General features: G+C 46.2%; 17 protein-coding genes. 1 reads left to right on the top strand and 16 read right to left on the bottom strand.

Annotated features, from left to right (window positions below):
- Window positions 1–9: 9 nt before the first annotated feature.
- From G6047_RS03565 to G6047_RS03545, 5 genes are all read right to left on the bottom strand, one after another.
- On the bottom strand, window positions 10–2,307 hold the full coding sequence (locus G6047_RS03565; protein WP_169526103.1) for an NADP-dependent malic enzyme: 2,298 nt from the start codon (window positions 2,305–2,307) through the stop codon (window positions 10–12).
- A 69-nt stretch (window positions 2,308–2,376) separates the two neighbouring features.
- Window positions 2,377–4,854, bottom strand: coding sequence for an AsmA family protein (locus tag G6047_RS03560; protein WP_169526102.1), 2,478 nt, complete (start codon window positions 4,852–4,854; stop codon window positions 2,377–2,379).
- Between the two features lie 81 nt (window positions 4,855–4,935).
- A complete protein-coding gene (gene queG / locus G6047_RS03555) occupies window positions 4,936–5,862 on the bottom strand; it encodes a tRNA epoxyqueuosine(34) reductase QueG (RefSeq protein WP_169526101.1) in 927 nt (308 codons plus the stop codon).
- Between the two features lie 207 nt (window positions 5,863–6,069).
- Window positions 6,070–6,750 (bottom strand): response regulator transcription factor, encoded by a 681-nt coding sequence (locus G6047_RS03550; RefSeq protein ID WP_169526100.1) that lies wholly within the window; start codon window positions 6,748–6,750, stop codon window positions 6,070–6,072.
- Window positions 6,747–8,192 carry a sensor histidine kinase gene (locus G6047_RS03545; protein ID WP_169526099.1) on the bottom strand — a complete coding sequence of 482 codons (1,446 nt, stop codon included), beginning with the start codon at window positions 8,190–8,192 and terminating at the stop codon, window positions 6,747–6,749. Before G6047_RS03545 ends, G6047_RS03550 begins: the two co-directional genes overlap by 4 nt.
- A gap of 123 nt (window positions 8,193–8,315) precedes the next feature.
- Here G6047_RS03545 and G6047_RS03540 point away from each other — a divergent pair, with 123 nt between their 5' ends.
- Window positions 8,316–8,921 carry a hypothetical protein gene (locus tag G6047_RS03540; protein ID WP_169526098.1) on the top strand — a complete coding sequence of 202 codons (606 nt, stop codon included), beginning with the start codon at window positions 8,316–8,318 and terminating at the stop codon, window positions 8,919–8,921.
- Between the two features lie 4 nt (window positions 8,922–8,925).
- On the opposite strand, the gene ruvB is transcribed toward G6047_RS03540, so the two are convergent.
- The 11 genes from ruvB to G6047_RS03485 all read right to left on the bottom strand — a co-directional run bounded on the left by ruvB (window position 8,926) and on the right by G6047_RS03485 (window position 21,071).
- On the bottom strand, window positions 8,926–9,948 hold the full coding sequence (gene ruvB, locus G6047_RS03535; protein ID WP_169526097.1) for a Holliday junction branch migration DNA helicase RuvB: 1,023 nt from the start codon (window positions 9,946–9,948) through the stop codon (window positions 8,926–8,928).
- A gap of 28 nt (window positions 9,949–9,976) precedes the next feature.
- Window positions 9,977–10,261, bottom strand: coding sequence for a GNAT family N-acetyltransferase (locus G6047_RS03530; RefSeq protein WP_169526096.1), 285 nt, complete (start codon window positions 10,259–10,261; stop codon window positions 9,977–9,979).
- Entirely contained in the window at window positions 10,261–10,560 is a 300-nt protein-coding gene (locus G6047_RS03525) for a GNAT family N-acetyltransferase (RefSeq protein WP_169526095.1), read from the bottom strand. The genes G6047_RS03530 and G6047_RS03525 overlap by 1 nt, the downstream gene beginning before the upstream one ends.
- Entirely contained in the window at window positions 10,557–10,778 is a 222-nt protein-coding gene (locus G6047_RS03520; RefSeq protein ID WP_169526094.1) for a (4Fe-4S)-binding protein, read from the bottom strand. The genes G6047_RS03525 and G6047_RS03520 overlap by 4 nt, the downstream gene beginning before the upstream one ends.
- Before the next feature lie 67 nt (window positions 10,779–10,845).
- Complete coding sequence (locus G6047_RS03515) at window positions 10,846–12,663, bottom strand: cytochrome c oxidase subunit I (RefSeq protein ID WP_169526093.1); 1,818 nt, start codon at window positions 12,661–12,663, stop codon at window positions 10,846–10,848.
- 26 nt (window positions 12,664–12,689) lie between these two features.
- Window positions 12,690–13,886, bottom strand: coding sequence for a cytochrome c oxidase subunit II (locus G6047_RS03510; RefSeq protein WP_169526092.1), 1,197 nt, complete (start codon window positions 13,884–13,886; stop codon window positions 12,690–12,692).
- Between the two features lie 18 nt (window positions 13,887–13,904).
- Window positions 13,905–15,467, bottom strand: coding sequence for a quinol:cytochrome C oxidoreductase (locus G6047_RS03505; RefSeq protein WP_169526091.1), 1,563 nt, complete (start codon window positions 15,465–15,467; stop codon window positions 13,905–13,907).
- Between the two features lie 26 nt (window positions 15,468–15,493).
- Window positions 15,494–16,042 carry a c-type cytochrome gene (locus G6047_RS03500; protein WP_169526090.1) on the bottom strand — a complete coding sequence of 183 codons (549 nt, stop codon included), beginning with the start codon at window positions 16,040–16,042 and terminating at the stop codon, window positions 15,494–15,496.
- A 7-nt stretch (window positions 16,043–16,049) separates the two neighbouring features.
- Window positions 16,050–16,580, bottom strand: a complete 531-nt coding sequence (locus G6047_RS03495; RefSeq protein ID WP_169526089.1) for a DUF3341 domain-containing protein — start codon at window positions 16,578–16,580, stop codon at window positions 16,050–16,052.
- Window positions 16,567–17,973, bottom strand: coding sequence for an NrfD/PsrC family molybdoenzyme membrane anchor subunit (gene nrfD / locus G6047_RS03490; RefSeq protein WP_169526088.1), 1,407 nt, complete (start codon window positions 17,971–17,973; stop codon window positions 16,567–16,569). Before nrfD ends, G6047_RS03495 begins: the two co-directional genes overlap by 14 nt.
- Window positions 17,974–18,005: 32 nt before the next feature.
- Window positions 18,006–21,071 (bottom strand): TAT-variant-translocated molybdopterin oxidoreductase, encoded by a 3,066-nt coding sequence (locus G6047_RS03485; protein WP_169526087.1) that lies wholly within the window; start codon window positions 21,069–21,071, stop codon window positions 18,006–18,008.

Raw genomic sequence — 21,071 nt, 5'->3', positions numbered from 1 at the left:
AGCGGTTCTCTAGCTTTTTACGATCAGATTGCGCAATCTTTTTTGTTTTTCCTGTGCGTCGACAACGGCTACCGTGGCCATAGAAACCATTTCTTCGACACTTGCCCCGAGCTGGAAAATGTGGACTGCCTTGTCAAGACCAAGCATGATTGGCCCTACAGATTCCACGTTATCAAGCTCCTTTAAAAGTTTATAGGTGATGTTAGCCGATGCCAAATCAGGGAAAATCATCGTATTGACCTTTTTATCGGCGAGTTTGGAGAATGGAAATTTCTTTTTGAGCATTTCCTGGTTAAGGGCGAAATCGGCCTGCAATTCACCGTCCACAATCAGATCAGGATAGTATTTATGCAGATAGTTCACGGCATCCCGAACTTTTCTGGCAGCAGGATCGGCCGAAGAACCGAAGTTCGAAAACGAAATCATCGCAATCACAGGTTCCATCCCAAAAAGCCGGACTGTCTTTGCCGTCATCAAGGCGATTTTAGCAAGTTGATCAGCGGTCGGATCCGGATTTATAGCGGTATCGGACAAAAACATCGGCCCGCGTGCCGTCATCATCATATTCGTCGTGGCGACAAGCGAAATGCCTGGCGCACGATCTATAAGCTGTAAAATCGGTTTTACGGTCGCCGGATAGTTTCTCGAATAACCCGTCAGCATGGCATCGGCTTCTCCTTCGTTAACCATCATGGCCCCGAAATAGTTGCGTTCGCGCATCCACTTTTGGGCATCGAGCAATGAAACTCCGCGGCGTTGACGGTCTTTCCAGTACATTTCGGCGTAATGCAGCCTGCGTTTGTCTTCGGTATTGGTCTTGGGATCGAAAATAGGAATTTGCGCATCGAACCCGAGTTCTTCCATCAATTCCACAATGGTATCGCGGTTTCCGAGCAATATCGGATGGGCGATTCCTTCTTCGTGTACAATCTGGGCCGCCTTGAGCACATCGAGCTGGTCGGCTTCGGCAAAGACGACGCGCTTTGGATCGTTCTTGGCACGGTTGGCCAACAGGCGCACCATTTTATTATCGGAACCTAATCTGTCAAGCAGTTCCTCTTCATATTTTGTCCAGTCGTGAATCGGATGCAATGCCACGCCAGATTCCATTGCAGCGAGAGCAACGGCCGGAGCAACGGTTGTGATAAGCCTCGGATCGAAAGGTTTCGGAATGATATAGTCGCGCCCGAAATTAAGCTTGGTCTCGTTGTAAGCGATGTTCACCTGTTCCGGCACCGATTCCTTGGCCAATGCCGCAAGTGCTTTCACGGCGGCCATCTTCATTTCTTCGTTGATTTTCGTCGCCCGAACATCAAGCGCCCCACGGAAAATATATGGAAAACCAAGTACGTTGTTGACCTGGTTCGGATGATCGGAACGCCCGGTTGCCATGATAATGTCACTGCGCGTTTGGATCGCGACGTTGTAATCGATTTCCGGAATCGGGTTCGCCATGGCAAAAACGATTGGATTCGCGGCCATCTTGAGCAACATTTCCGGAGTCAGGATGTTTCCGGCAGATAATCCGAGGAAAACATCAGCATTTTCAAGTGAGTCAGATAAGGTAAGTCCGTCTCGGTCTTTGGCGTATCTTTTTTGCAAATCAGATAAATCTGTCCGTAACGTCGATATCAATCCGTCTTTGTCGAACATGATGATATTTTCTGCACGCACACCAAGCAGAACGTACAGGTTGGCACAAGCCAAAGCCGCCGATCCTGCTCCCGAAACCACGATTTTTACAGCTTCGATTTTCTTTTCGGCGAGTTCCAATGCATTAAGCAAAGCCGCAGACGAAATGATTGCGGTTCCATGCTGGTCGTCGTGCATGACCGGAATATTCAGTTCTTCTTTGAGGCGTCTTTCTATTTCGAACGACTCGGGCGCTTTGATATCTTCGAGGTTGATTCCACCAAAAGTGGGCGAAATCCGTTTGACCGTATCTACGAATTCATCTATGTTTTTGGTATCGATTTCAATATCGAACACATCTATATCGGCAAAAATCTTGAACAGCAATGCCTTACCTTCCATGACAGGTTTGGAAGCTTCGGGTCCAATATCGCCGAGTCCCAAAACCGCAGTTCCGTTTGTAATAACAGCTACAAGATTTCCTTTTGCCGTATATTTATAGACATTCTGGACGTCTTTGGCAATTTCAAGGCAAGGCTCGGCAACACCGGGCGAATAGGCCAGCGACAGGTCGCGTTGGGTGGCATATTTTTTTGTCGGGACAACCTTGATTTTACCCGGAGTGGGCTTGGCGTGGTATAATAAGGCTTCTCGCCTTTTGCTGTATTTATTCATCTTGACAGATTAGAATGCGGCTTGCAAAGGTAAAAGTTATTCAGTTGCCACCTTATAAAAATCGACGGTTCACGGTTCTTCTTTGTTCTGATTACGATTTTTTCCGAGTGCGAGCTTGATTTTCACGTCTCCGGTTTTGTCGTCATCAGCTGCCAGTAAATGCACTACGACACCGCGGTTACGGCGTTTGGCGAGTTCTTCGGCATTGGTGATTCCCTTATCACGTTTGGGGTCGCGCAACGGTACATCTACATACATCAGCGTCCCTTTTCCAAACGAATACGTACCTGAAATATCCATATTCAACAGGCTCGAACTGATAAAAAGCGGGGCTATGTGAACCTTATCGCCTTTAAATGTAAAGGATCCGCTCAGGTCTTTGAACAGGATTGTGTCGAGGTTGCGGTGTGGAAAAGCGAATTTGCCGATATTCTTTAAAGGTTCAAAATGCTGCAGTCCGCCTTTTTTAAGGGTAAAATCGACCGTGCCTTGCATGCTGTTGGGTTGCAAGGTTCCGTTTTCGCGAATGTTTCCGTTCAATTTTGCGGTCATATAGAACTTTCCGCTCAGATTTTTACCGGTGAGGGTCTTCATCCCGAAATTATCGAATTCACCAAAGAATTTCCTGATATTGACTCCGGTAATGGTAGCATCCATGGTATACGGATTCGTTTTTTGCCCGCGATTGAGCAAACCGTGGACTATCATGGTTCCATCGGCATGATTGAGGCGTGTGTTTTGAATCTGGATTTTTTCATCGGACACTGTCACCTTTGCGCGCACGTCAGATGCCAGGAAGTTCCTGAAATGCAATTTGTCAACCTTGAGCGCAATATTGAGATTGCTTTGGTCGATGAATTCAGCCAGTTCGTTCGTGAAATTCCCGGGCTTTTTAACGACTTTTTTCTTTGCTTTTTTCGGTTCGATGTAAGAAAGCATTTCGGCTAGGAAAAACTCTTGGCTGTACAAAGAGATATCGGCTTTGAGTAATTTTGGATCGTTGTAATACAGCTTGAGGAAATTATCGATTTGGCCGCTTACGTTGAACACGCTTTTGCCTGTGTTCATTCCAAGTTTGCGGATTTGCAGTTCCTGATCAGTAAACAACAAATCGATGTTGACATTCCGGAACTTCATATTGCGCGGGACGTAATCCAATTCGCCACCAATTACATCGACTTTCCCTTTAACCAATGGTCGGATCAGTTTATAGTTGTTGATATCGGCCACAAAATCTACATTGAAAGCTGCCGTTCCGGATTTGAACAAAAGCAACTCTTTGTCAATGACGCTGTTGATCCTATCTACCGGAAAATTCCCGCTGACTTTCCCCTTCGCAATCGGATCGACGAGGTTGTCAATCGAGAAACGACTCATCTTAAAAGGAATCGTTCCGTATTCACCTGAAAAATTTGTCAGAATGATGCTCGAATTTTCATCGACGGTCCCTTTGCCCGCTACAAGCCTGTTGGTGAACAAACCATCGAAGGCACACTTATATACGTTTCCGCCGGGCGAATGCAGTGTATTGTCACGGCATTTCGCTTTTACCAGAATCAGCGGATCTTGTTCCGATGAAAGATCTCCCACAATATCACACGTCACGAAAATGGGTTTTTCAATGGCGAACATATCCAGTTTCTCACGGATGTTATTGGCCAACAAACCCGATGCGTTCTTCCACACTATTTCTTTGGTTATCAGATGGATTTCGAAAGGTGCGCTTTTGTCCCCGAATGTAAATTTGGCCCCGATAATGAATTTTTCGCCCCCAATATCCAACCGGCGGGGGTTGACGACAAGTTCTTTTTTCGCGGAATCATAATCGACATCAAAATTGCCTTCGACCATTTTATGATCCATGAAACTGCCGTGGCTCTTGTTGAAACTCATGCTTTCGGCGAAAGTCCTCAGGCCGGCCGAGGCGGAAAATCCCCCGGAATGATAGTCAAGCCCGCCTTTGAGTTTTTTAATGTCGTACACAAACAGTTTGTTCCGAAGCTGGTTGTCTGCCGTGAATTTGACATTCTGCATTGAAAACCGCCTGAGTTGCGGCATGCTTTTACGGGTTCCGTCAGGTTTGTTGTCCTTTGATTTGAAGATGGCCGTATTGCTGTATCCAGTAGAATCTGTAAGTATGTACACCGATGCATCATTGATCCCTATTTTGACGATGTCGATTTTCTTCCGAAGCAAAGCCATCGCATTGACCGAGATTTCAACCGAACCGGCTTTAAGCAATTCTTTGTGATGGGATGCGAATTTTTTGTCCTTCAGGTGCACGTCTTCCAACCGAAGCGACAAATTGGGAAAGCCATTGAAGAACTCCGGAACCAGTTGGCCAATGACCAGTTCGCCATCGAGATTCTCATTGAGTTTGGCCAGCAGTTTTTCCTTGATTTCGGGCCCGTGGCTTTTGACGTACCAGGCAGCCGCGCCTACCACAATTCCTAAAAAGAGAAAAGTACCTACGATAATGCCCAGAATCCATTTCCACCAGTGCCGTTTTTGGAATGACTTGCGCGCCTTGTCCGTTATCTTTTTCATTCGCTGCCGATTGTAAGTAAAAATCGGCAATTGGAACGAGAATGCAATATGAATTCCTGAATTCTTGGCCAAGTCAACCTATTATTCTTTGACGAACCTGATGTTGCGTTCGAGACCTTCGAGCTTGGTACGTTTGACCGCCGAATTTTTAAATACGGCCTGAAACGTCTCCCTCGTGATTTCTTCCCAGTCTTTTTTTGCCATCGACAGTAATTCCGGATTCGGGTTGAACAAGGGTTCGTTGTGCGATTTTGAAAACCGGTTCCACGGACATACATCCTGGCACACATCGCAACCGAAAACCCAATCGTCGAATTTGCCTTTCATTTCAATCGGGATGTTTTCCTTGAGTTCGATGGTGAAATAGGAAATGCATTTGCTGCCGTCGACTACATAAGGAGCTATGATGGCTTCGGTTGGGCAGGCATCGAGACAGGCCGTACACGAACCGCAATGGTCTGTGACCGCGTGGTCATGTTCGAGGTCGAGGTCAATGATAAGTTCGGCGATAAAGAAAAAAGAGCCAACCTGCTTGCTGAGCAAGTTCGAATTCTTGCCAATCCAGCCGAGTCCGCTTTTGGCCGCCCAGGCTTTATCGAGAACCGGAGCCGAATCTACGAAAGCGCGTCCGTCCACATCACCAATTTCCGTGCGGATGCTTTCCAGAAGTTCACGCAATTTCTCCTTGATGACAAAATGATAATCCTGGCCGTAAGCGTATTTGGAGATTTTATATGATTCCGGGTTTTGGATTTCCGACGGATAATAATTGAGCAGCAGCGAAACCACGCTTTTGGAACCTTCGACGAGTTTGGTCGGGTCGAGGCGTTTGTCGAAATGATTTTCCATATACGACATCTGGCCATGTCTGTTTTGGTTGAGCCAGGCTTCGAGTCGCGGCGCTTCTTCTTCGAGGAAACCCGCTTTGGAAATACCGCACGAAAGAAAGCCGAGGCGTTTTGCTTCGGATTTGATGAATGCGGTATTTTTCTGGGTCGTGGATTTCATTTGCAAACGATGAGCCCGCGTAAGGGACGGAACCAGTTGTGTGAGCTCGTGTCGGGTGGCGCGAGGCCGCAGGCGCCGCCCGACACAGCGAGTGGTTCCTGCCCGACGGCGGCCTTACAAAACTAGGCTTCAGCCGTAGCTTTTGTTGGCCGGCGGCACGCCATTAAAACAAGCAACCGCAAAGGTAGTCAAAACCTGAAACCCAAATCAATAGATTAGTTTGTATCCAAAACCCCTGAGGTTCACGATTTCCACCGACGGATCGGCTGAAAGCTTTTTACGCAGTTTGGTAATATAAACGTCCATGCTTCTTGCGGTGAAGAAATTTTCGTCGCCCCAAAGCGTGAGCAGCGCAAATTTCCGGTCGAGGATTTCGTTTCGGTTTTTGAGCAAAAGCAGTAGCAATTCACATTCCCGGTTGGAAAGTTTCGCGACATTGCCGTATTCATCGGTCAACCTGAGCTTTTTGTGTTCAAACGTAAATTTCCCAATTTTTGTTCCCTCGGCCAAAACAGGAGCCGAACGCCTGAGCAGTTCTGAAATCCGGAGAAAAAGTTCGTCCAGGCTGAACGGTTTTTTTAGGTAATCGTTCCCTCCGCTGGCGTATCCGGTCTTTACGTCGGCAATTCCGTCGCGGGCCGTAAGGAAAAGTATAGGGACGGCCGGGTCTATCCTCCGGATTTTTGCCGCGAGGGTAAATCCGTCTATTTCCGGAAGCATGACATCGAGCAGGCAGATGCTGTATTTTGAAGCGGCAAAATTGGTGATAGCGGCTTTTCCGTCAGTGGCCCAGTCTACGTGATAACCTTCTTTTTCAAGGCTTTCGCTGACGACCTTGCCAAGAAAAAGTTCATCTTCTGCAAAAAGTATGTGTGGCTGTTGCCTCATTTGGGAAGTTTGATAGTGAATACGGCTCCAGATTCCGGATTGCCTGATACTGAAATGGTTCCGTTGTGTTTCAAAATGACTTTATGGACATAATTCAAACCGAGGCCAAAACCTTTGACATCGTGCCGGTTTCCCTGGCCGATCCTGTAAAATGCATCAAATACCTTTTCCCTTTCGGCTACTGGAATTCCGGGGCCGTTGTCGGCGATTTCAATGAATACATGCTTGGCGGTTTCATTGGTTTTTATGCCGATTTCAACCGATGGCTTGTTGGAATATTTAATGGCATTGTCAATAATATTGCATAAAGCTTTCCGAAGTTCCACCTCATTTCCTGTCAGGGCTGTTCCTGCCAGATTCTTTTCGTAACGGATATGGGTATTCGGAAAATGAAGAATTACATCATTAATGACATTTGCTATCATCAGTTCCTTTTTATCCTGATTCACCAAAACCCCGACTTTAGCCGCATCGAGTATTTCAGAAGTCAGTATCCCAAGCCGTTTGACCTGATGCAAAATAATATCGAGATAGGAATTGCGGCTTTCCTGATCGTGTGCGAATTTTTTGAGTGATTCGGCGGTGACAGTCAATGAAGCAAGGGGCGTGTGCAATTCATGGGTCATATTGTTGATGAAATCATCTTTTATCTGAGCCAGTTTTTGTTGGGTCAAAAGCAGTCGCAGCGTGTATGCAAAACAGAACAACGTCAACAATAGCAATGCGACACTTCCAAGGATTGCCCATTTGAGTTGTTTGAATACAAAAAATCCGGAATCATTGAAAGTTGCGTAAATCCATTGAGGTGTCACATTGGTCCGGACTGCGATATTCTTTTTATCTGTCCTGAAAGAAGCGGCATTCGATTTTTGCGGGTTGAGGCTAAAATCCAGTATGATACCGCGCTTTTTCAATTGCATCTGGAACTGTTTCCTGACAATTGCCGTGTCAAGCGGAACATGGAAACGGATTTTATCCAGTCGTTTACCCAATTGCTGCGTATAATAAAAAACATAGCCGTTCTTAATGTCGTTCCGGGCAACACTTACCATGTGTTCGATAAACACATCCCTGGCTTCCGGGGTTATGGTATCAAGCCGTTTCCGGAAATTGTCCAGGCTCATTGAAATCTGGTCCAGCCCTTTTCCGACTGGATGAACCTGGGCCATGGTAAAGACAGTGACTTTTTCGGTGGGATTGATGTGGGTCGAAATACGGATGTAGCCGGTATCTGAAATCCAGGTGCGGAATTCGGCGGCAATCTGTTCGTAGCGGATTGAAAAGGAAGAATCTACGGCAATGGCAAACGCCTCATTGGTGTTCCGGACAAAAGTTCTTTTCTCTACCTGGTAACTCTGCCAGCTGTAAAAAAACTGCAGGAAGGCAATCCCGACGACACAAACGGCCATTAGTGAAACAATCCGGATTATGTTTTTACCCATGACCCAAAAGTAAGGCATCAGTCAAAAAAACAGGCCAAAGCGTTAACACTAATTAACCTTGTTTATGGGAGTGTTAACCTGATTCCGATTTACGTCAGTTTAGATTTGGCAAAAAAACATCACATGGATACATTCAAAAAAATCTGTTGCATCATGGCATTTTGCCTTGGCTGTTTTAGCGGAATCTCACAGAACGACAAACTGGTCATGTCCAGCAAAGGATCATTCGACAAGAAAGAATTGCGCGACATATTGGATTTTCAGGGAATGGATTACTACAAAGTCAGCATTTCTGGGGAGCAGCTAAAGAATAAGAATTATTATATTGTCTCGAAGGAATTCTGGAAGGGTAAAATCAAAAAGACCGATACGATCTTCGATTCCCGTCAACACGAAGTATTCCGGATTGGCAAAGACACGCTGGCGTTCCGGATTATGAGTGGAAAGACATCTGAAAAGAATTTACGCGTTCAATTCTTCTTTGAACGGTTCGGCATCAACCGGAATTTCAAATGCACCAAATCTGACGCTTACAGCCTGCGTGACTCCGGAACGCTATCTAAGATCAATTTCGGAAAGCCGTTTTATGCGTTTGCCTGCATACTTCCGACCGAACATAAAGACGGCAGCAAATCGTGGTGTGAGGTCGATGCCGATGCCGATATGGAAAACTGGGGGAAAAATCTAGGCATCGAACATTATCTGCTTTTCGAGATGAAGTTCTACTGACGAATCAAAAAAGTCCGCCCTGATAATCTGTCCGGATACGACCTAAATGACGATAGGCTTTTTCTGTAGCTTCACGTCCACGCGGTGTTCGCATGAGGAAACCTTCCTGTATCAGGAACGGCTCGTAGACTTCTTCTATGGTTTCACCGTTTTCCGAAACAGCCGTCGCCAATGTGGTCAAACCTACCGGGCCGCCTTTGAACTTATCAATAAGTGTCTTGAGGATTTTGTTGTCCATTTCGTCGAGGCCGTGTGCATCTACGTTGAGCGCTTTCAAAGCATATTTGGCAATTTCGACATCTATTTTGCCATTGCCTTTGATTTGGGCAAAATCGCGCACGCGACGCAAAAGGGCGTTTGCGATACGGGGTGTTCCGCGGCTTCGGCCTGCAATCTCGATGGCGGCTTCCATTGAAATTGGAACTTTGAGAATCATGGCCGAACGTTGGATGATGGTCGAAAGCAGTTCGGTGTTATAATATTCAAGACGCGACTGGATTCCGAAACGGGCACGCATTGGTGCCGTAAGCAAACCGGAACGTGTAGTCGCTCCTACTAATGTAAACGGATTGAGGTTGATTTGGACGGATCGTGCATTCGGTCCCGATTCGATCATGATGTCGATCTTGAAATCTTCCATAGCCGAATACAGATACTCTTCTACTATCGGACTCAACCGGTGGATTTCATCTATGAACAATACATCGCGCTCTTCCAGATTCGTAAGCAAACCGGCCAGATCGCCTGGCTTGTCAAGAACAGGACCCGATGTTATTTTGATACCGACGCCAAGTTCGTTCGCCAGGATATTTGCTAACGTGGTTTTCCCTAAACCCGGCGGACCGTGGAAAAGAGAATGGTCAAGCGCCTCATTACGTTGATTTGCCGCTGCCACAAAAACCTTGAGGTTGTCGAGTACATGATCCTGGCCCGAAAAGTCATCGAAACTTAACGGACGCAATTTTCTTTCGAGGTCCATTTCCTCTGGATTGAACCTGTTGTTGGTTGGATCGAGATTCTCGTTCATGGGGCAAAGATAGAGAAATTGTGTGCCGTTACATTTGGTATCCGTCCGATAACAAATCGTGGAATTCCGAATGATTGTTCACGTAATATTGCGTATAAGGACAAAGCGGAACAAGCTCGAGGTTCTTTGACCGGATATACTGAAGCGCTTTTTTAGTCAGTTCCGCAGCGACTCCATTACCGCGATACGGTTTTGGGACTTCGGTATGCGTCAGGTGGATTTTATTTCCTGAAATGGCATATTCAAGGATGGCTTTATCTGTACCGAGATCCAATTCGAATTGATGTTCGGCTGTGTTGTCTGAGAATTGCATCAGCCTATGTTGTATCCGTCAGCCAAAATAGATTTCCATTCCGGATGCCGTTTCAGGTATGCGGCGACAAACGGGCAAAGTGGAGCCAAAGTATAATTGTGATTTTTGATGTAATTGAGTGCATATTCCACGATCCGTTTTCCTATTCCGCCGCCTTCGAGGGCTTTGGGAACTTCGGTATGCGTGAGAAACATTACATTTCCTTTGGCGAGTATGCTGTCGATTATGGCGGTGTGACCATCTATGGTAAGTTCAAATCTATTTTTGTCAGGGTTGAACGACGGTTGGTTTTCTGTCATGATTCGGGATTGGTGAAATAACTGAGTGCGCCAGACGGACACTTCGATACTTGGTTGGTTATTTGTTCAGACGAGGCATTTTCGGGAACTATCCAAGGCTTTTCCTTAGGCTTGAAAACCGATGGCAATCCGCGCCAGCAATTGGTGGAATGGGAACACAATTCCGGTTTCCAGACTATGGTAACTTGCTTATTACTATACTGTTTTTCGGTAGCCACTTTGTAAAATTTGTTTCCCACAAGATACAAATAAAAAAGCCTCTCTGGTGAAAGGCTTTCGTATATGTTAGTGATGCAATTGTTCTTCTCCGTCTTTCATCGGGACGTTTTGAGGAACAAAGTCGTCATCATGTCCGGGCTTGCTGTAATCATATGGCCAACGGTAAACGTGAGGGATTTCCCCAGGCCAGTTTCCGTGCATATGCTCTACAGGGGCAGTCCATTCTAGCGTATTCGATCTCCAAGGGTTCTGTACCGATTTCTTTCCGTAGAAAATACTGCGGAAGAAGTTGAACAGGAACACCAACTGGAATGCACCTCCTACCAAAGCGAACAAAGTAATAAGTATGTTTACATCCTGAAGCTCGTCGAACAACGGGAAGTTTGTATTTGTGTAATAACGACGTGGTAAACCTGCAAGGCCGATAAAGTGCATTGGGAAGAAAACGCCATAGGCACAAACCGTAGTGACCCAGAAATGGACATAACCCATATTCTTGTTCAGCATTCGACCGAACATTTTAGGGAACCAATGGTAAATACCGGCGAACATTCCGTAAAGTGCCGAGATACCCATTACGAGGTGGAAGTGAGCAATTACGAAATACGTATCGTGAACGTTGATGTCAAGTGTCGAATCCCCAAGGATGATACCTGTCAAACCTCCGGTGATGAAGGTAGACACGAAGCCCATTGAGAACAACATGGCCGGGTTCATCTGTAAGTTACCTTTCCAAAGTGTCGTGATCCAGTTGAAGGCTTTTACAGCCGATGGAATCGCAATAAGCAATGTAGTAAACGTAAACACGGATCCCAGGAATGGGTTCATACCTGACATAAACATATGGTGGCCCCAAACGATCGTCGAAAGGAATGCGATGGCAAGAATCGACATGATCATCGCACGATAACCGAAAATCGGCTTGCGTGAATTCGTGGACATAATCTCAGAAACCAATCCCATCGCAGGAAGGATTACGATATATACTTCCGGGTGACCAAGGAACCAGAACAGGTGCTCGAACAATACCGGTGATCCGCCTTGGTAGTGCAACACTTCTCCGGCGATGTAAATGTCTGAAAGGAAGAATGAAGTTCCGAAGCTTCTGTCCATGATAAGCAACAAAGCTGCAGACAAGAGTACAGGGAAAGATATGATACCGATTACCGCTGTAATGAAGAACGCCCAGATGGTAAGCGGAAGACGTGTCATCGACATACCTTTTGTTCTCAGGTTGATTACGGTTACCACGTAATTCAAAGACCCCATAAGTGATGAAGCGATGAACACAGCCATAGAAACCAGCCAAAGCGTCATTCCCATTCCAGATCCAGGGATTGCTTGCTCTAGGGCACTCAACGGAGGATAAATGGTCCAACCGGCAGATGCAGGCCCTGATTCTACAAACAAAGAGGAAACCATGATTACCGATGAAGTAAAGAACAACCAGTATGAAATCATGTTAAGGAAACCCGATGCCATATCCCGTGCCCCAATCTGAAGTGGTATAAGCAGGTTACTGAATGTTCCCGATAAACCAGCCGTCAACACAAAGAATACCATGATGGTTCCGTGTATGGTAACCAATGCCAGGTACGTATCATTTTTCATAACTCCTTCCGGAGCCATACGCTCGCCAAGGATAAAATGGAACAGTTTAAACGATTCTTCCGGCCATGCCAACTGCATACGGAACAACAAAGACATCCCGACTCCAATTACCCCCATGATGATACCTGTGATAAGGTACTGCTTGGCGATCATTTTGTGATCAATCGAAAAGATGTACTTTGTTATGAAAGTATCCTTATGATGGTGCTCGTGATCATCGTGTCCGTGAGCGTGATCGTGACTATGGTCGTGTGCGTGAGCTACTGCTGACATATATGTTTACTTTAGTATTCTGGATATTATTTTTTAACCGATGCCATTGCAACCGGCTTGGCGTCTTGTTTTACTGATGCAGTGTCTCCCGGAACGGAAGCCTTTGCCGTATCAGGAGCTGAACCGGGCTCAGTTGTCTCAGGCTTTGCATTGGCCGCTTTAACAGCACTTGCCAGTGTTTCTTTGGTTTCATACCAAGCTTTGAAATCTTCCGGAGTATCTACAACTATTTTCATTTGCATGTTATAGTGTGAAGCACCGCAGATTTTATTACAAAGCAACAGATAGTCAAATGTGTACGGATCCAATGGCGGAAGTCCTTTGGCAACAAGTTCAGCACTTTTTTTAGCTCTGATGTCGTTGATGTGAGCCACTTTTTCCTGCATGAAGCCCATATCGCGCATTTCAGCTGTAGTGTAAATAGGCTCGAAAGAAAACTGCGTCACCATACCCGGAACACAGTTCATCTGGGCGCGGAAATGTGGCATATAAGCAGAGTGCAATACATCTTGCGAACGTATCTTGAACAATATCTTTTTACCTTTTGGCAAGTGAAGTTCGTTTACCACTTTGTCATCCTGTGCGTTCGGGTCAGACATATCGACACCTAACGTATTTACACCTTCAATGTAACGCACGTTAGCTTTGCCCAAATGATTGTCTTCTCCAGAATAACGCGCTTCCCAGCTGAATTGCTTGGCGTAAAGTTCAACAACCATTACATCTTCGTCTTCGTCAACGAACATGATGTTTGTCCACGCGTACAATCCGTAAAGGATAAGACCTGCAAGGACTACTGCCGGAATAACCGACCACACGAATTCGAGTTTATCGTTATCTGCAAAATACAAAGCCGTCTGGCCTTGGCGTCCGCGGTATTTGAAGGCGAAATAGTGAAGCAATGCCTGTGTTACGGTCTGTACAAAGAAAATAAGCACCCAGGTAATATTCATCAGGTTATCTACCTGTGCACCGTGCGCAGAAGCGGGAGTGCCAAGTACGAAATGCCCCCAGTTCAACAGACCGTAAATGGTCAGTATATAAATAAAAGCCAGGAACCCGAACATGAGATAACCCTGGATATTGTTGTCTTTATCGGTAGCTACCTGTGTACCGGAATCCGTAATGCCATTGACGGCCTGAGTCAGATCAAAAATCTTGGTCAGCTGCCAAAGGGCAATGGATAAAAGGACTAAAATTACAATTACCAACAACGTTGTCATCTGTATGTCTTTAAAATATTAATAATGGAAATGCTTACTTTCTTCAATGAACGGATTGCCTTTTGGCAACAATGGCGCTTTGGTCAGTGCATTGAAAATCACCAACAGGAACAAACCAAGGAAGAAAAGTACCGATGAAACTTCAGAGATGCCAATAAACCAGTTCTTACCAACCGTAGCAGGCATGATCATGTTGAAGAAGTCAACATAATGTCCGCAAAGGATGATTGAACCAGCGATAACCAAAATCCAGGTTACGCGTTTGAAATCGGTATTGACAAGAATGAGGATTGGGAATACAAAGTTCATCACAACAGCACCCCAGAAAGGAACTGTATAGTCATTAATACGGGTGATGAAATACGTAACCTCTTCCGGAATGTTCGCATACCAGATAAGCATGAATTGGGAGAACCAAAGGTAAGTCCAGAAAACACTGATACCGAACATGAACTTGGCCAAATCGTGGATATGGCTGGTGTTGACATATTCCAAAAGACCTTTTGACTTGAGGTATAAAGTCACCATACAGATTGTCGTGATTCCGCTTACGAAGAAACTTGCAAAAACGTACCATCCGAACAACGTAGAGAACCAGTGTGGGTCAAGCGACATAATCCAGTCCCATGACATGATGGATTCAGATACAATAAAGAACACAAGGAATCCTGCAGATCCTTTGAACAATTTCTTATAGTTGAAGTTGTCTCCGGCCGGTGCCTCGTCTTGTTTCAGGCTTGTTTTACGGGCGAAGAAACGATACAGGTTCCATCCGGCAAGGAAAACAGCAGCGCGGATAATCCAGAACCCGAAGTTAAGGTAACCCGATTTTCCGGCGACAAGAGCGTCGTAATGTTCGCTTTTCGGATCGGTGATTCCTTCTACCATCCATGGGAAAAGATGATTTGAATGGAACAGATCCAATCCACAGATCAAAAGGAAAATAAAGAAAATCACAGACCCTACAGGCAAATAAGCCGTAATGCCTTCCATCACACGGAACAATACCGGTGACCAACCTGCTTGGGCAACCCATTGGATTCCATAGAATGCAAGGACTCCCATAGTAATCAAAAGGAAGAAGATACAAGCTACGTAAAGTGCAGCCCAAGGTTTGTTTTGCAACTGATGCAACACGTGCTCCAAATGTTCCTGGTGTTCAGCGTGAGCATCGACGGCAGTTTCGTGCTTTTCGGCCACTTTATGGTGCGCAGGTGCAGCAACTTCGGCTGCATGGGCTACTGCTAGGGTATCAGTCGCTGCTGCATGTTCAGCGTGAGCCGTATCAGTAACGACTGCAGTTGTATGTTCTGCGTGTGCTTCTTCGGTCGCCACTTCATCGTGATGCGCTTCGGCTGCAGCAGGAGTCGTTTCAGCTGAAGCTTCATGAGCCTCATGTGCCGGTGTGGCTTCATGTCCGGCAGCTTCGTGTCCGCCGCCATGATGGGCTTCTGCCTTTTCAAGGGCTTCAACATCCTGTATTGTCTTTGGTGCAGTTAAAAATCCATATCCAATCCCGAGTGCTCCAAGAACCATCAGGATGATGGAAAACATTTTTAATCTATTTGATAAAGTGTACATATCTTACGATCAAGTTTATTCGAAAATTATAGTTCGCCTTTCAGCTTCATCACATAATGGGCAACCTGCCAACGCTCTTCCTGGTTCAACTGGTTGGCATATGATCCCATCGAGTTGAGCCCGTATGTTTCCACATGGAAAACACTTCCTGTTGTCACAGCACGGTCTTTATAACTCGGAACGCCAAGGAATTTTTCCTGTTTTACGAGTTTTCCTTTTCCATCGCCTTTTTCACCGTGGCAAATCGCGCAATAGATCCCGAACAATTGTCCACCGCGGTCCAAATCGATCGAAGCCGTATCCAATGGAGATTGTAAACCTGCTCTTGCCGCTTCAAGACCGGCAGTCGTGTTGGGATATTCGTAAGGAACGTATCCGCGTTTGATGGTTCCGGGAACCGGTGTCTGTGCTTCTACGCCACCTCTTTTGAACGCATCTGATTCCGAATACGTCTCATAAGCCGTCGATTCATACATATTTGGCATGTACTGGTAATTCGGCTTTTTACTATTGAAACACGAACTCATGCTGAGCGTAAGTCCTGTTAAGGCAATTATTCTGAATACTGTCTTCATAGTACAGTTAGTGCTTTTCGATTACTTTGACTTCCACTGCGCCGGTGCCTTCAAAGAAAGAAACCTGTTCAGCTTCGTTTCCGCTCACCGCCACTTCCATAAGGAAATGGTCATCTGTGGTACGTACATCCGGGTTTTCAGCGGCTTTGAAAGGCCACAATCTGCTGCGCATATAAAAGGTGATTACCATTAAGTGAGCGGCAAAAAATACGGTCATCTCAAACATTACCGGCACAAAAGCAGGCATGTTCTGGATGTAGCTCATGCTCGGCTTACCTCCAATGTCCTGAGGCCAGTCTGAAATCATGATATTGTTCATCATCCATGTAGCTACAGATAAACCTGTACATCCGTAAATAAAGGCACAGATCGCAAGTCGCGTCGGAGAAATACCAATGGCTTTATCGAGCCCGTGGACCGGAAACGGCGTAAACACTTCCTCAATGTGGTAATGTGCGGCACGTGTCTTTTTCACGGCATCCATAAGGACATCGTCGTCGTTATATAAGGCGTGAATGACTTTATTAGTGGTGCTCATGGTGTGAAGGATTTTCGTCTCTGCGTTTTTTGAAATATTCACCTGAAGTTTTCAGGATGGTTTTAACCTCGGCCTGCGCGATTACAGGGAACGAACGTGCATACAAAAGGAACAATACGAAGAAGAATCCGATGGTTCCGATAAAGATACCGATGTCGATGAATGTCGGCGAGAACATCGTCCAGGATGACGGAAGGTAATCGCGGTGCAATGACGTCACGATGATTACGAAACGCTCGAACCACATTCCTATGTTCACGACAATCGAGATGACGAACGAGAACATGATTGACGTACGCAATTTCTTGAACCACATGAACTGAGGCGAGAATACGTTACAGGTCATCATCGACCAGTAAGCCCACCAGTAAGGTCCCGTCGCACGGTTAAGGAAAGCATACTGTTCGTATTCCACTCCTGAATACCAGGCCACGAAAAGCTCTGTGATATAAGCGACACCAACGATAGATCCGGTGATCATGATGATGATGTTCATCAATTCGATATGCTGAAGGGTGATGTACGCTTCAAGGTGACACACTTTACGCATGATGATAAGGAGTGTGTTTACCATCGCAAATCCCGAGAATACGGCTCCCGCAACAAAGTAAGGTGGGAAGATGGTCGTGTGCCATCCGGGAATTACCGAAGTAGCAAAGTCAAAGGATACGATAGTGTGTACAGAAAGTACGAGCGGTGTTGCAAGACCTGCAAGAACCAGGGAAACTTCTTCGAAACGCTGCCAGTCTTTGACACGTCCGCTCCATCCGAAGCTCAATATAGAATAAACCCTTTTTGTAAATGGGGTAACCGCACGGTCACGAAGCATGGCGAAATCAGGTAAAAGTCCTGTCCACCAGAATACGAGTGAAACCGAAAGGTAGGTCGAAATCGCGAATACGTCCCAAAGTAGTGGTGAGTTGAAGTTCACCCAAAGCGACCCGAACTGGTTAGGAATCGGGAGAACCCAATATCCGAGCCAAGGACGGCCCATGTGGATTACCGGGAACAAACCTGCCTGGACTACCGAGAAGATGGTCATCGCTTCCGCAGATCTGTTGATCGCCATTCTCCAACGCTGGCGGAACAACAACAGTACCGCTGAAATCAGGGTTCCGGCGTGACCAATACCTACCCACCAAACGAAGTTGGTGATATCCCAGGCCCAGCCTACTGTTTTGTTAAGACCCCAGGATCCGATACCGGTTGCTATCGTATAGGAAATACAGCCGACACCCCAAAGAAAGGCAACTAAGGCTATGGTAAATACCGTCCACCATTGTTTGTTCGCCCTGCCTTCTACCGGGAAAGCAACGTCGACAGTTACGTCGTGATACGTCTTATCACCAATGACAAGGGGTTTTCTGATGGGTGCTTCGTAGTGCGATGACATACTTATATAATTTCTGAATTAATCTCTTTTTACTATGTGTTACGGACTTTTACATGATAGAACACGTTTGGCTGTGTTCCGACATGCTCGAGAAGGTGATACATACGCTCGTTGTTTTTCAATTCTACGATTGCATCTTCTTTGTCGTTTACGTCCCCAAAAGTCATAGCTCCTGTAGAACATGCGGCCGAACACGCACAAGCATCGTTGAATTCTCCTTTGGCAACCGGTCTTCCTGCACGTTTTGCATTCAGGATAACAGCTTGCGTTGACTGGATACAGAACGAACATTTTTCCATAACCCCACGTGAACGAACGTTGACATCCGGGTTCAAGACCATGCGTCCGAGGTCGTCGTTCATGTTATATGGGAACTCTTCGTTATGGTTGTATAGGAACCAGTTGAAACGACGCACTTTATACGGACAGTTGTTCGCGCAATAACGAGTACCTACGCAACGGTTGTAAGCCATATGGTTATGTCCCTGACGGCTGTGGGATGTAGCGGCAACCGGACAAACCGTTTCACACGGAGCGTGGTTACAATGCTGGCACATTACCGGCTGGAATGCCACCTGTGGATTATCTGCAGGCTCTTCCATTTCACCAAATCCGCCCAAAGAACCTTTGTCGCCCCAAAGACCGTCGAAGTTTTCTTTTTTCTCGTCGTCCTTGGCAAAGGTTTCCTCAGAAGAATAGTAACGGTCGATACGCAGCCAGTGCATATCGCGGCTTCTTCTTACTTCTGATTTTCCAACTACAGGAACGTTATTTTCGGCATGGCAGGCAATGACGCACGCACCACAACCCGTACACGCATTAAGATCTATTGAAAGGTTGAAGTGGTGACCGGTAGTCTGGTCGAAAGATTCCCACAAATCAACTTTGGTAACCGGAGTTTCCTGGTGATCGAGAGATACCATCGGCATCGGGTTCCAAACTTCGGCATTCTCTTTATTGAATACCTCAAGAGTCGTTTCCTTGATAATGTCTCCACGACCCATAAGCGTTTTTTGAGACTGGACACAAGCAAACTCATGTTCTCCGCCGGCATTCGTGATTTTTGCAGATTGGACGCTGTTGAATCCGATGTATAACGGATAAGCATTTACACCTACCTGCATTTCTTCCTGCATCGAAGCTTTACGGCCATATCCTACAGACAGACCCAAAGTTCCATGTGCCTGGCCCGGCTGGACGATTACCGGAACATTATCCAGTTTTTTTCCGCCGACAGTAATATTGGCATAGCTTCCGTTAAGACCACCGTTTGCAACGATCTTATTTTCCATTCCGATCTTATCGGCATCGAATTTAGAAATCGTCACATAGTTATCCCACGATACACGCGAAATCGGATCAGGGAATTCCTGAAGCCATGGATTGTTAGCCTGTTGGCCATCACCCAAACCTGTTTTGGTATAGAGCACAAGTTCAAAATCACCTGTAGCTTTTGCTTGTGAAAGAGCGGCAGCAGCACTGGCAGCATCTAAACTTCCAGCCCCCACTCCCGGTGCTTCGTGAGCGCAAACACCATCATGTACGGCTTGGTTCCAGCTTTTTCCTACCAAATGATTGGCAGCATTGGCCCTGAGGTAATCGTAATATGTCGAAGGACTTCCGGCCCATGAAAGCAAAGCCTCTTCAAATTGTTTTGTATTGAACAGCGGACGGATAAGTGGCTGTGTCAATGAATATGTTCCTTTTGTCAATTCGAGATCACCCCATGTTTCAAGGAAATGTGGAGCAGCCAAAGCGACTTTTGAAACTTTAGCCGTTTCGTCGTCACGCAACGTGAATGTGGCAGAGAACGGAAGTGCTTTCACCGCATCGGCGAATGCCTTACCGTCTGGCAAGGTATAAGCAGGATTGACACCACTCATGATAAGTGCACCAACTTTACCTGAAGTCAAATCAGAAAGGAAAGCGGTCATTTGTGCATCGGAACCTTTACGTACATAACGGATCGGCGCACCTACATAAGCCTGGCTTGCCAATGCCTGGTTGATACCCAGAGCAAGTAATTGTGCATTTTTATCGTCAAGACCTGTAACCAAAACACCACGGCTTCCTGCAGATTTAAGCTGCTGGGCGGCTTTAGTGACTTCGGCAGTAAATTTTGCATCGAGGGAAACAGGAGCGCTTCCACCGGCAACTACATTATAAATAAGGACAAGAGCCTGTTTTTGTTGTGTCGGGGTCATCGGGACACGCTTGTCGGCAGAAGCACCGGACAATGTCATGTTCGATTCAAACTGGAAATGGCGCGACATTTTTCCGTTTGCAGGAATACGCCCTTTGGTATATCCGGAATCAAAACCGCCACCTTGCCAATCGCCAAGGAAATCGGCGCCGACAGAAACGATAAGGTCAGATTTTGAGAAGTCGTAATCTACCAAACCACGCTCTCCGTGAACTGCTTCGAAAGCATCAACGGCAGCCGAAGACGAAACCGCATCATATTGGATGTGACGCGCTCCATTGGCAGCAGCGAATTCATTGATTAATTTTTGAGTCGTCGGGCTAGCAATAGTTCCGGTTAAAAGAACAACCTGTCCGCCTTTTGCTTTGGCATCGGCAAGTCCTTTTTTGACAGCAGCGTTGGCATCATCCCAGCTAGCAGGTTTTCCCGCCACCAAAGGCTGCTTCAAACGAGAGCTGTCATACATAGAAAGGATTGACGCATGAACCCTTGCATTGGCTGCAAAACGAGCTCCTTCTATCGTGTTGTTTTCAATTTTGATCGGACGGCCTTCGCGTGATTTCACCAAAAGGTTCGCAAAGTCGAATCCATCGAAATACGAAGTCGCATACATATTCCAGACACCCGGAATAATCTGCTCCGGCTGGACTACATATGGAATTGACTTGTGAACCGGGCCTTCACAAGCTGCCAATGAAGCGGCCGCAGTGCTGAATCCTACGAATTTGAGGAAGTCGCGTCGTGAAGTGGGGGAAGATGAGAGTGCTTCGCCATTTCCAAGGAATTCATCTACGGGAATCGGCTCTGCAAACTCGTTATTTTTAAGCGTCTCAACAATAGAACTGTTATCACTTAGTTCCTCAACACTTTTCCAGTATTTTTTGTTTGATGACAT

The sequence above is a fragment of the Flavobacterium silvaticum genome (assembly GCF_012911565.1).
GTDB classification, from domain to species: domain Bacteria; phylum Bacteroidota; class Bacteroidia; order Flavobacteriales; family Flavobacteriaceae; genus Flavobacterium; species Flavobacterium silvaticum.
This window is presented reverse-complemented; position numbering and strand designations above follow the sequence as displayed.